Below are 12,510 nucleotides of genomic sequence, written 5' to 3'. Positions count from 1 at the left end.
GACTTAGCTCGCCTTTGGTTCAACAAACATCCGGCCGCGCATTTCCATGTGCAGTGCGTGGCAGAACCACTGGCAATAATACCAGTACACACCGGGTTGCGCCGCGACAAAAGTGATCGAAGCTGTCGCCTGCGGTCCGAGTTCCATCGCTGCACCGTGGTTGCCCATGGTGAAGCCGTGGGTCAGGTCATCGATGTCATCGAGGTTGGTTACAATGACAGTCACCTCGTCATCCTGCTGCACTGCAAAGGATTCCATCGAGAAGTTCGGCGCATTGCTGGACATATAGACCCGCACTTTTTTACCATCGCGGATGATTGTCTCTTGCCAATCATCCAGATCGACACCGTCGATTTCGGCCTGCGCGCGAACGTCAGCCCACATCGGGTCATCACGCTCCCAGACCGATTTGATGTTCAGTTTGGACGGATCGACGATGATAGAATCATGCGGCTCGGCAAAGGTCGGACCGTCATGGATCAGCGTCATCTTGTCCCCGTCAATTGCAAACAATTGCTCGTTTTCGGGCTTAAGAGGGCCGACATTAAGGAACCGGTCCTTGGAGAACTTGTTCATGGTCAGGTAATATTTGCCGCTAGCGTCAAGTGTCTCGCCCATAACGGTGGAGTTATGGCCCGGCTGGTAATGCACGTCTTGCTTGGTGCGGATCGGGTTTACGTCCTCGCCGTTGTAAAGCTTGATCGCATCCTCGATGTTCCATTTGACCACCTGGCTGTCGAGGAACAGCGTGGTGTATGCATCACCTTTGCCGTCAAAGCAGGTGTGAAGCGGCCCAAGTCCCAATTCAGGTTCTGCCACCACAACGCTGCGAGGGTCGGCGTCCTCGTCAAATACCGCATCCAGCTTGCGCACGTCGATCACAGATACGGTGGGTGACAGTTTGCCTGCAATGCACAGGTGGATTTTGTCCGGTGCCATGTTGCAACCGTGCGGGTTGTTCGGGATCGGGATATAGCGGGTATATTTCTTGTTCTGCCCCTTTCGTCCGTCGATCACCTTAACGCCATTCAGCTCTATGTAGTCGCCGGTCTCGATGCCTTTTTCGATCTCTTTGATGTTGAAGACCACAACGTGATCCATGTCTGCCTCGGTCATGTCGGGCAGTGTCATGCCCATTTCCGAGTTGTAGGAGGTCGAGAATGCGTATTTTCCGTCATAGTCACAGTCGGTGTTATCAAGGTTGCCTGTCACCATGACCTGCCATGCGACTGTCATTTCGTCAGCGTTTACTGCTGTATAGAAGTTTACGTACTTTTCGGGCTCATCCAGAATAGAGCCATCGTTGACCATCGGCACCTCGTCTTCGCCGTTACAGAAGACATAGTCCGTGCGGGGCCATTTTTGCGGACGCAGACCGTGGATTGCCTTGGCGTTCGGGATCTCGATGATTTTGTCGCATTTCATCACGTCGCAACGTACACGTGCCACACGGGTGTTTGCCTTATCATTCATAAACAGAAAGCGACCATCGTACGTGCCTTCGGTGAAGGACATATGGGGGTGGTGCAAGTCGCCGTTCGGTGGGAATTCCAGACCGTTCGCTTTAAGGTATTCCTTAGTTTTGGGCAGCAGACCTTCGGTCAGGATCTTCTTGGATTCGTTTGTGATGCCCCAACCGGTAGCGGAACAGGTATTAAACACAGGTACACGCATCAATTCGCGCATCGAGGGGATGCCTAAGATACGCATTTCGCCACATTGGCCCGAAGACCAAAAGCCATAAAACTCATCAAGCTGTCCGGGGCCAACCTCGGCGCCTGCCGCCGCACGAGCGCTGGTAGCGGTGGCAACTGTCGCCGCCCCCACGGTGGCACCACCCAGCATGGCACGGCCTCCCCATGTTCCGGCAAGGGCCGCGCCGCCTGCAGTCGCCCCCAGCAGGCTTCTACGCGAAATCGGCAGTTTTTTATCCTTAGACATGTCGTATCCTTTCATGTTGTAGGTATTTTTAGTTGGTTTGGATGTCCCATTCCGGCGCGTGTGAGGTCGGGCGCTGTGCCAACTTTTTCACGACGCTTGAGTTTTTTGATCACAACGGGACAGGTTGTCTCGGACTGGTAGAGGACCTGACAATGCAGACAATTGATGCATTCGTTCGGGTTGATCTCACCGGTGGGATGGATGGCCTGTACAGGGCATTGATTTGCACAGGTCTGGCACGGATTTCCGCACTCTTTATAGCGTTTGAGCCAATCAAACATTCGCAGCCGTGCGGGGATCGCAAGCGCGGCGCCTAACGGACACAGATAACGACAGAAGAACCGTTCGACAAAAAGACCAGCGATCAGGAGCGCAGCAGCATAGGCGACAAAGGGCCATGCGCGCACAAAATTCAGAATGATGGCCGTTTTGAATGGCTCGACCTCGGCAAGCCGCTCTGCCTGCTCGATACTCACCAACGAAACACCAAACAGGCCGAGGAAAATCATATATTTCAGGGGCCACAAACGCTCGTGCAGCCCCCACGGCAAGGTCCACTGCGGGATGCGCAATTTGCGTGCCACCTGATTGAGCAATTCCTGAAGTGCGCCGAAGGGGCACAACCAGCCGCAATAGGCACCGCGCCCCCAGAACAGCAGTGCAGCCGCCACCGAGAACCATAGAATAAATGTAAGCGGGTCCAGCAGGAAAGCCTGCCAGCTAAAGCCCGACACCAGCGAGCCGAACAGCGCCATCAGATTGACCACAGACAGTTGTGCGTTGGCGATCCAGCCGAGGTAAACCAGCGTAACCGTTAGAAAACCGATGCGGAACCAGTAAAACCTCCGCTCGTTCCGCACGGCCAGATTTTGAAAGAAGAACACGCCTGTAAGCAGGGTTAGCATGACGCCTAGCACAGCAATCTCGACCTGTTTTCCCGCCCAGATGCGTTTCCATAGGGCTTGTTGCGCATCAAGCTCGGTTTGCGATGTTACAGCTGCGACACTGGCTGGAACCTTTGCTGCAGGGGGCGGAGCGATGGAGCGGACATACTGTGACGGCAATTGGTAACCTAGATCGAATGTCGTAAAGACCTTTTCGATCGCGCCCACTTCGCGCTGCACCAACAGCTGGATGCGGAACGGTTTTGTCGGGTCAAAGCCGCTGTCGGCGGGAATTTTGAACAGATCAGCCTCGGCAAACACCGGCGCACCTTCTGCGGCGATGGTATTGATCCGCTTGTGCATCCTGTCGCGGAACCGGACAGACACGTCATCCTGAATCAGGAATATCCGGTCAAAGATTCCTCCCCGTACATAGCCGGATCCCTTGAAAGAATAGAGACCACGCCCCACAATCGCGACCGCGTGATCCCCTTCTTCCAGCCATGCCTCAATGTTCTCAGCCACTGCTTCGCCCAATATGGCGCGCCCGATGGCGGGGTGCGAAATGAGTGCGGCTTGCATCTCGATAAAGGTTGTCTCAGGCGCTTCGGTGAGCGCGCGTTCGCCTGCGCGTTTGTCTTCCATTGCGGCAAATGCGGCGTTTACCTGACCCACATCCAGTGACAGGCGGCGCAATGTGCCATCACCCTCAAGCGTCATCCAGTCGCTCGACGCGTCGGCATCTGGATTTATCTCGAATTGCGGGCCGGTGTTTTTGTCTTCAACGGCCAGTCCACCCAGTCCAAGCTGCCGCGCAACTTTCAGACCAGCACGCACAATAGAGTCGTCGATGACCATGATCGTGACCGTCGCACCGGAGATAATATCAAGCTGGTGTGCGGTCCCGCCGGATTCTGCCTCTGCCACAAGGTCTAGACCCCGATAATTGGCGACGAGTGCTTTTACTTTCGAATCCGGAATACCGATCAGCACGATTGGCTCGTAGTGCTTGACCAGCTCCACGCCGATCACCTGCGCCGCATCATCAATAGCGACCATCGTATGAATGGGCTTGCCCGAATATCCCGTGGTAGAAACAAAATCCGAGGTAATGTAGGCCCAGCCGATCCGCTCTCCACCTTTAAGAACCTGGACTACGGGAATGTCTGGATGGGTTGCGCCAAAGGCATCTGCCCCCTCGACCAACTCTGCTGCGCTGATATCGGGCAGAAGCTTGGACAAAATCGTATCAGCAGCAACAGGAAGCGCGATAAAGAGCAACGTCGCAAACATTGCCAGAAATTTAAGTGGGGTGTGTAGTGTTTTCATGCGAAGGCGTCCTTAAACAGAAGTTGCCCGTCGCTGTGCGCATATTTGCCCAACCCAATGTGGGCTGCCAAGACCATGGCGGAGTTGGCTAACTTAGAAATTTGCACGACTGGAGGGCCACGCGGCTCGGGTAGAACATGTCGTTTAGTGAGGATGGGATTTTGTGCGGAACGAGGCTCTGTTGCTAGTGTGACTATGACAATAGACGGACTAGCTCCGCAGTTTTGCGGAATTAGGGTCGCGACAGCGTGACAACAGGTCATACAGTCAGGACAGCTTGCACCAGGTTCAACCGGATTCCCATCCGCATCAAACAGAACTGTTTTCGCAACACCGTCTGCACAAATCTCCATTGAGAAAACCACCGCGCCAGCAGTCTGCGCAATGCTAAATGGGCCGTACAACGCAAGGCACACGGTCAGCAGAACGCCAAAGAGAGAAGTGGAGACAGCTTTCATGGCAAAAGCACTATTTCGAGTAATCTTGAATTTGGGCGACGCAGTCTAGCTTCCGAAAAATCGATAACTCGACGTGGAGACTGTCCCTGTCCGGTCGGGTGGGTCTGAAAAATAACGCTGAGACTTACCCTAAACCAGGCCATGGCATTTTTCAGAATTTTCACATCCGGGAAGGGATTCGCGCCGTCGTCAACACCGCGCCCGAAGGTGGGTAGAACTGGAACAGAGTGAAGCAACGCGAGAGACACCAGATTTCCTTTGAAATGAATCAATTTCAGAAACATCAATGGCTGACTTTGAACGATCGAACTTTGCGCCAGATCAACCTTCTAACAATTACGTGTAGTTTTAGGCGGTGCCGGTGGACTGGCTAAAAAGCCCTTGGGACAGAGGCGGCAGCATCAATGCTTGGGGGGGGGGGCGGTTTTGCATAGAAGATGCTGACCACGCAATCGAAGCGCCTGATGGAAATCGAGGCCAAGTGGAAAAGTTAATCTTCCGCGATCCCGACAATACGTGCCAGTCGACTGTCGCCGTGCCTCAGCCGATCAGAGCCGCTGTTTTCGATAACGGGAAATTCGGCCTTTGAGTATCCCAGATAAAACCTATGGGCGTTAATACCTTCTTTAGTCCGGACTTGTTTGAGGCTGCCCGACCGGATTTAGACATCCACAAAAGGCAAGGCGGATGCCCGTCCGTTTAACTGCTCATAGGAGGCGTCATGTATTTGGCCGACGCGCCGAACCGTTCGGAACTTGCCTTGAATTCTCCCTTGGCGATTGATCGCAAATGCACTTCGTCAGGGCCATCCGCAAACCGCAAAGCCCGCGCGAATGTATATATCTCGGCCAACGGGGTATCAGGGCTCATCCCCATTGCTCCAAAGGTCTGCATGGCGCGGTCCGTCACACGGCAGAGCATGGACGGTACAAGCGCCTTTATCATCGAAATTTCAGCCCGTGCGCTCTCTACTCCGACTGTGTCAATCATCCATGCCGCTTTCAGCACCAGCAACCGCGCTTGCTCGATCTCTAATCGGGAGTGAGCGACCCAGTCAGCGACATTCGCACGATCACTTAGATAGCTCCCGAAGGTTTTACGCTCTTTGGCGCGGTCACACATCAGCGCGAGCGCCAGTTCAGCCTGCCCAATCGAGCGCATACAGTGATGAATTCGCCCAGGCCCCAGACGCGCCTGCGCCATTTGAAAGCCCTCACCCTCGCCACCCAGCAGATTATCGGCAGGCACTTTCACGTTACTGAACAGGATTTCACAATGGCCTTCGGGTGTATGGTGGTTAAGCACGGGAATATTGCGCTTGATCTCTACGCCGGGGGTGTCGATGGGCACCAAAACCATACTCTGTTGCAAATGGCGCGGAGCGCCAAAATCGGTCTTGCCCATGACGATCAATAATTTGCAATCAGGGTGCGCCGCATTTGTGATAAACCATTTGCGCCCGCTTACAGTGTAGCCGTTACCATCTTTTTTGATCGAGGTCTGGATGTTTGTCGCATCGGACGACGGAACATCTGGCTCCGACATGGCAAAAGCGGACCTGATCTCGCCTTCCAGCAACGGCATCAACCAGTTTTCACGCTGCTTGACCGTGGCAAACAGATGCAGCAGTTCCATATTGCCCGTGTCCGGCGCACTGCAATTAAATACTTCTGATGCCCATGGGATCCAGCCCATAACTTCTGCAATCGGTGCGTAATCAAGTGTGCTGAGCCCCTGCCCCGGTTCATCATGCTTCAAGGACGGCAAGAACAGGTTCCAGAGCCCTTCGGATTTTGCCAAGGCTTTCAAATCAGCCATAAATGAAACCGGATAATTCCCTGCGGCAACTTCAGCGTGCCACGATGCGTTACGTGGCGCGATGTGGTTATCCATGAAATCCGAAACCAACCGCAGATATTCCCTGCTTCGGGGCGAATGTGAAAATTCCATCTCAACTGCTCCTGTTCTAACGCTAGCGCACCTCCGGTTGAATGAAGACACCGTACAAAAGCTGTATCCAGCTCTCCAAGGGTCGCCCCACGTCGGGATAGCGGCCCCGCATCAGCATTTACCTGTGCCGGATCGGCCCATAATGTTCGCAGCTTAGGTCGCGCTTTCACGCTGGACATTGCGCAAGATCAAACTCGGAACAGGTTGCTCGTCAGAAAAAAGAAACACGTCTTCGAGACAGGGGATCGTGAGGTCGATCAATCCGTAACTAACCGACACAGGCAGCGCGCGCGGGGATATCGGACAAACTCCAGCTCTAGGTCCTTGCCGGATCTAGGCAACGGCTGTCCAGCACGTCAGTCATTTCTACCAAGAGCGCGTTATCTAAGTTGCGGCTGAGGGTTAGGCCATCAGCTCAACACATGGTTTACAGGGGACGAGGCATCTGGTGGGGTCTGGTCAAGTGCTTCTGCTATCGAAATTTCAATCGTGCGGCACATCGCATCAAGAGGCAGACCGTTTTGTACATTGCGGAAAGGTGATTCCAATTCGTTGGTTACAGCTTGCAGGCCAAAGAAAACATAGGCGACAACTGCCGCAAATACCGGAGCGAACCAGCCCGTGGTTTCGATTAATGCAAAAGGTAGCAACCAGCAGTAAAGGTATGTCGTTCGACGGACCAATAAGGAATACACAAATGGCAGCGGTGTCGTGACGATGCGTTCGCAGCCTGCTTGCGCCAAAGCCAGTTTTGAAAGGGTTTGCGAGATGGTCATCTGGCCAAACCCGCTTATTGCGTCTTCCTTGATCAGCTGTCCGATCTTGTCGGCTATCGACCGTAACGCTGCATCTGCGGGATTCTTTTGCGCGATCAACGCATCGGCCTTATCTTCACCAACCCATCCAATGATTTCAGGTTTCACATCCACGCCCCGCAAAAATCCGCGATGAAGATGCGCAAAGGCAGCGGCACATGACAGAATATTGGAACGGTCCGGCCCAGTGCCTATAAAAATAGACGTATGCCGGCCTAAATTTCGCACATCGGCGATCATCGCTCCCCATAGCTTGCGGGCTTCCCACCAGCGATCATAGGCTGCATTGTTGCGAAATCCGAGAAACAGCGAGAGTGCGACGCCGAAAATACCCATGGCTCCGATGGAAATATGCGGCAGCGTGATGACGTGTTGATCAATCAACAGGACAAGCACAGACAAAAGCGCAACGCCGATGATCCGGCTCATGATTTTTGGCACGACTGATCCCTGCATGACAAAGAACAGTTGCAATGAAGTCGGATGGTCCCTGACGATCATTTGGTAATCCTATTCGAGAGCAATTTAATAGCGTGCAAGGTTAGGCCAGTCCCTGAGATAAATGATCCAGCAACAAACGCACCTTCGGCGAAAGGTGACGGTTCTGCGGATATATCGCCCAGATGCCGTCATCCCTTGCGCGATAAGAGTCCAGCACAGCCACCAATCGACCCGCTTGAAGCTCTGTCTGGACATAATAATCCGGCAGCTGAATGATCCCTATACTTTTTCGGGCAGCATCAACCAGTGATCTGCCGCTGTTACAACGCATATTTCCCTTTACCCGAATATGACGCGGCTTACCTTCTTCCTGAAACCTCCAGTAGCCCAGCGTGCCTTGCAAGCAGTTATGCTGTTCAAGTTCGGATAATGTATGTGGTGCGCCATGGGCAGCCAAATAATCGTGTGAAGCGCAGACGTAATGGGTGCGAGACGCGAGCCGTTTGGCCATCATCGTGCTGTCTTCAAGTTCGCCAAGACGGATCGCGAGATCATAACTTTCTGCGACCAAATCAACCACCTGGTTGGTCAGCTTCAAATTGACCTCCAGATCAGGATAGCAGGCAACGAAGTCATTTACCAAGGGGGCGATCCGGTTTTCGCCATATGTCACCGGAGCGGTCAGGTTTAACCTTCCCTTGGGTGTCTGGTGCAAGTCCGAAATGGCTCGCTCTGCCTCGGCCAACCCGTCAAGCACCTGTCGACAGTGATTGTAGTAAATTTGGCCGGTTTCTGTGATCGTAACCTTGCGTGTCGTGCGATAGAACAGCTTCACTTCCAACCGCGCTTCCAACGCCCCGATCTGGCGGCTGACTTGTGCTGTGGATATTCTCAATTTGTTGGCTGCGCCCGTAAAACTTTCGGCTTCTGCAACCGCAACAAATTCGGAAACACCTTCCCAACTGAACATCGACGCCCCCTTACCACAAAAGCCATCCATCATTATTACGCATCTGCAATAGTTATTTGCAATAATATAAGATTATGACAGCAGGGAAATAGTATAGACACATTTGTACAGTCGCTGTTCAGGCGGCATCTCAACATTCACTAACAGAGCGAGACCCCATGACCGAAATGATTAAATCCAAAGCCGCTGTAGCCTGGGCGGTAAATCAACCGCTTTCGATTGAAGAAATCGATGTGATGCCACCACAAAAAGGCGAAGTGCGCGTGCGCATCATCGCATCAGGAGTATGCCACACCGACGCTTTCACGCTATCCGGCGATGACCCTGAGGGGCTGTTCCCCGTCATATTGGGCCACGAAGGCGGCGGCATCGTGGAATCCATCGGCGAAGGCGTGACTAGCGTAGCTGTAGGCGATCACGTGATTCCCCTTTACACACCTGAATGTGGGGAATGCAAATTCTGTAAATCCGGCAAAACCAACTTGTGCCAGAAAATCCGCGAAACCCAAGGCCGCGGCCTGATGCCCGATGGCACCAGCCGCTTCTTTAAAGACGGAAAGCCGATCCTTCACTACATGGGCTGCTCGACGTTCTCGGAGTACACAGTGCTGCCGGAAATTTCATTGGCAAAAGTAAACCCCGAGGCACCGCTTGAAGAAGTCTGCTTACTAGGGTGCGGTGTCACCACCGGCATGGGCGCTGTGATGAATACCGCCAAAGTTGAAGAAGGCGCGACAGTTGCGATCTTTGGCATGGGTGGCATCGGCTTGTCGGCAGTCATCGGCGCGACGATGGCCAAGGCCAGCCGGATCATTGTGATCGACATCAACGAAAGCAAATTCGACCTTGCCCGCAAATTGGGCGCAACCGATTTTATTAACCCCAAAGACCATGACAAGCCGATCCAAGATGTGATCATCGAGATGACAGACGGCGGCGTTGACTATTCATTCGAATGTATTGGCAACGTCAATGTCATGAGGTCTGCATTGGAGTGCTGCCACAAAGGTTGGGGCGAGTCCGTCGTGATCGGTGTTGCCGGAGCGGGTCAGGAAATCTCCACCCGTCCATTCCAGCTGGTTACTGGCCGCGTCTGGCGCGGGTCGGCTTTCGGTGGCGTTAAAGGTCGGTCGGAACTGCCGGAATATGTCGAACGCTACCTGAAAGGTGAATTTGCGCTGAATGATTTCATCACCCACACCATGGCTCTTGAAGATATCAACGAAGCGTTCAAGCTGATGCACGAAGGCAAAAGCATTCGTACAGTCATCCACTTCGACAAGTAAATTGGTCTTTCGGTCGCGCTCTATGTGGCGCGACCCCAACTCCCAAGTATGAGGTGCAGCATGTCACTTGAAAACACGAGCGTTAACAAAAGTTATGGTGGCTGGACAAAGCATTATTCCCACCATTCAGAAGTGCTTAACTGCGATATGCGGTTCGCCATCTACCTGCCGCCACAAACGGCAAACGGACAAAAGGTGCCTGTGGTCTATTTCCTGTCCGGATTAACCTGCACCGACGAAAACTTCATCCAGAAATCCGGCGCCCAGCGCATGGCTGCGGAACTGGGTATTGCAATTGTCGCACCGGACACCAGCCCGCGCGGCGACGATGTTGCCGACGATCCAGCTTATGATCTCGGAAAGGGGGCCGGGTTTTATGTCAACGCAACGCAGGCCCCGTGGAACCGTCACTATCATATGTATGATTACGTGATGAACGAACTGCCACAACTGGTTGAGGCGACTTTCCCTATCACCGACCAACGTTCAATTTTCGGACATTCTATGGGCGGTCACGGCGCATTGGTAATGGCATTGCGTCATCCGGACCGTTTCAAATCCGTGTCCGCGTTCAGCCCGATCGGCAATCCGGTTGATTGCCCTTGGGGTCAGAAAGCCTTTACCGCTTATCTTGGCGAGGAACGCGGCGCATGGGCAGATTACGACGCCAGCCTGCTGATGCGCAAAGCATCAGGCGTCGTTCCCGCGCTTGTCGACCAAGGAGAAGCAGACAATTTCCTTGCTGAACAGCTAAAGCCGGAAACATTGGAAGCGGCAGCAAAGGCCAGCGGCTACCCTTTGGAGCTGAACTTTCGTGAAGGGTATGATCACAGCTATTACTTCATCGCCAGTTTCATCGACGATCACCTGCGCTTTCACGCGAAACACTTGAACGCATTAAATTCATAGTGATTTGGGCCGAAAGATCAGGGTCGAACGTTGTGCAGCAATGACGGCTTAAACATGAGCGGATGACCCTGATCGCTATAACTTTCGCTCCGCATGTTTTGTCCGGCAGTTTTCATGCATATTCGGCCTTGATTTCAGACAAAGTGCTTCCCAGCAGGAAGACCCGACTGTCTTTAGTAGTGGCACCTCCTCCGACAAGACACCTCTCATAGTTATGTGATATTTGATCTTCTGCGAATGGCTCACCAGGATCCAAATTTTCAATACGGCCTCGCACTTCGCGTCGAATGCGCCGGAAATACTACAATTCCAACAGGGCAACTACCGTGGAGGATTGCCCATAAATGAAGCGGAATGAAGATATCATCTTACCCTCAAGAATAGTGGCGGACAAACAATCAAAGCGGACCCAATTGGCCTTCTCGGCTTTGATACCTTTCACCCCGAACCGCTGACCGGGGTCGAAACTGCCCCCACAACCGATAGCATCGGGAACCCACTAGACACCGCACCATCCTTCAACGTGATAAGGTTGCTCCATTCCGATGCCATCAACGCCCATAAACCACGGAAGCCGACGGGCACGGTCAGGCCGAAACCTTGAAACGAGCGGCAGAAAAAAGTCGAGACCTCCGTGAAGGCACCTAACAAGTAGCCCAGCCCTTGAGCCTAGCTATCTCAGTTGAAGATGTGACGGCTCATCGCCAAAAAAATCGGAGACAACTCCTTCAATCAAAGTTTGACGGAAGCAAACCTATTCGAGCAAAACCCCTTCTCAGCCCCCCCCCTTTCAAGGATTGCGCAACTCAAGCCCCGCTCCCTAAAACGTTCAATGCCGACTGTGTGTTCGGTATATTTATTGCCCTTTGCCCCCTCCTCTCGCGGTCAATAAATGCGCTCTGGCCTGAGTCTTTCGCGAGTCGAAAGACATCTCAGGGAATTTCGGACCCATTCATCAGCTCGTTTGGCAACGCAATCCCGAAGGCGTCTGCCCCGCGAATAAGGTGCATACCTGTTTAACCTTACAAAGCAACTCACTAGGCACAGAAGTAGATTAATCAGAACACCATAAAACATTATGAAAAACTCATCGACCTAGACGAACATTTTTACAAAATTGCTCTTGTTGCTCGGGCACATATAGATTAGTGAACCGTTATTGACGCGGGATGGAGCAGCCCGGTAGCTCGTCAGGCTCATAACCTGAAGGTCGTAGGTTCAAATCCTACTCCCGCAACCATAAACACTATACTTTGCATAACCTCCTGTTCGCAGGAGGTTTTTTGCTGTTGAGGCATCTCCTTCATGGCAAGGCTGAGCGACAGGATGCCCGCGAGTGCGCCGTGTACCTGCAATTGTGGGGTCATGCGCTTGCCACCCGTCGGCACAGGCGTGACCACGATCTTGTCGATCAGGCTTCGTATCTCCTCCTTTGCATCGCTATCGCTGTCTGGTTCGGCCAATCGCTCGATCAGGGCCTTGATGCGGGTGTGATAGGTGTCCGCCATCTTCGGGTGGATGCGCAGG

General features: G+C 53.2%; 8 protein-coding genes and 1 tRNA gene. 4 read left to right on the top strand and 5 right to left on the bottom strand.

Annotated features, from left to right (window positions below; all coding sequences use genetic code 11):
• Positions 1 to 3 precede the first annotated feature (3 nt).
• The 5 genes from nosZ to OS189_RS15470 all read right to left on the bottom strand — a co-directional run bounded on the left by nosZ (position 4) and on the right by OS189_RS15470 (position 8,821).
• Positions 4 to 1,941, bottom strand: a complete 1,938-nt coding sequence (nosZ, locus tag OS189_RS15490) for a TAT-dependent nitrous-oxide reductase (RefSeq protein WP_267168239.1) — start codon at positions 1,939 to 1,941, stop codon at positions 4 to 6.
• A gap of 11 nt (positions 1,942 to 1,952) precedes the next feature.
• Entirely contained in the window at positions 1,953 to 4,154 is a 2,202-nt protein-coding gene (locus OS189_RS15485; RefSeq protein ID WP_267168238.1) for a NosR/NirI family protein, read from the bottom strand.
• A gap of 1,157 nt (positions 4,155 to 5,311) precedes the next feature.
• Positions 5,312 to 6,562: an acyl-CoA dehydrogenase family protein gene (locus OS189_RS15480; protein ID WP_267168237.1), complete on the bottom strand. Its 1,251-nt coding sequence runs from the start codon at positions 6,560 to 6,562 to the stop codon at positions 5,312 to 5,314.
• A gap of 410 nt (positions 6,563 to 6,972) precedes the next feature.
• Complete coding sequence (locus tag OS189_RS15475) at positions 6,973 to 7,878, bottom strand: bestrophin family protein (RefSeq protein ID WP_267168236.1); 906 nt, start codon at positions 7,876 to 7,878, stop codon at positions 6,973 to 6,975.
• A 40-nt stretch (positions 7,879 to 7,918) separates the two neighbouring features.
• Positions 7,919 to 8,821, bottom strand: a complete 903-nt coding sequence (locus tag OS189_RS15470) for a LysR family transcriptional regulator (RefSeq protein WP_267168235.1) — start codon at positions 8,819 to 8,821, stop codon at positions 7,919 to 7,921.
• 137 nt (positions 8,822 to 8,958) lie between these two features.
• Between OS189_RS15470 and OS189_RS15465 the strand changes: the two genes are divergently transcribed.
• The 4 genes from OS189_RS15465 (at position 8,959) to OS189_RS18665 (ending at position 12,477) form a co-directional block, all read left to right on the top strand.
• Positions 8,959 to 10,074, top strand: a complete 1,116-nt coding sequence (locus OS189_RS15465) for an S-(hydroxymethyl)glutathione dehydrogenase/class III alcohol dehydrogenase (protein ID WP_267168342.1) — start codon at positions 8,959 to 8,961, stop codon at positions 10,072 to 10,074.
• Positions 10,075 to 10,134: 60 nt separating this feature from the next.
• On the top strand, positions 10,135 to 10,983 hold the full coding sequence (fghA, locus tag OS189_RS15460) for an S-formylglutathione hydrolase (RefSeq protein WP_267168234.1): 849 nt from the start codon (positions 10,135 to 10,137) through the stop codon (positions 10,981 to 10,983).
• Between the two features lie 1,163 nt (positions 10,984 to 12,146).
• Positions 12,147 to 12,223, top strand: a tRNA-Met gene (locus tag OS189_RS15455).
• Between the two features lie 125 nt (positions 12,224 to 12,348).
• The gene (locus OS189_RS18665) at positions 12,349 to 12,477 is read left to right on the top strand and encodes a hypothetical protein (RefSeq protein ID WP_323380241.1); all 129 of its coding nucleotides are present in this window, start codon (positions 12,349 to 12,351) and stop codon (positions 12,475 to 12,477) included.
• Positions 12,478 to 12,510: the final 33 nt, after the last annotated feature.

The organism is Sulfitobacter sp. F26169L (genome assembly GCF_026410285.1).
Lineage (GTDB): Bacteria > Pseudomonadota > Alphaproteobacteria > Rhodobacterales > Rhodobacteraceae > Sulfitobacter.
This window is presented reverse-complemented; position numbering and strand designations above follow the sequence as displayed.

Coding starts and splice junctions, on each gene's coding strand:
- nosZ (WP_267168239.1), bottom strand. CDS start 1,941: ATGTCTAAGGATAAAAAACTGCCGATTTCGCGTAGAAGCCTGCTGGGG.
- OS189_RS15485 (WP_267168238.1), bottom strand. CDS start 4,154: ATGAAAACACTACACACCCCACTTAAATTTCTGGCAATGTTTGCGACG.
- OS189_RS15480 (WP_267168237.1), bottom strand. CDS start 6,562: ATGGAATTTTCACATTCGCCCCGAAGCAGGGAATATCTGCGGTTGGTT.
- OS189_RS15475 (WP_267168236.1), bottom strand. CDS start 7,878: ATGATCGTCAGGGACCATCCGACTTCATTGCAACTGTTCTTTGTCATG.
- OS189_RS15470 (WP_267168235.1), bottom strand. CDS start 8,821: ATGATGGATGGCTTTTGTGGTAAGGGGGCGTCGATGTTCAGTTGGGAA.
- fghA (WP_267168234.1), top strand. CDS start 10,135: ATGTCACTTGAAAACACGAGCGTTAACAAAAGTTATGGTGGCTGGACA.
- OS189_RS18665 (WP_323380241.1), top strand. CDS start 12,349: ATGCGCTTGCCACCCGTCGGCACAGGCGTGACCACGATCTTGTCGATC.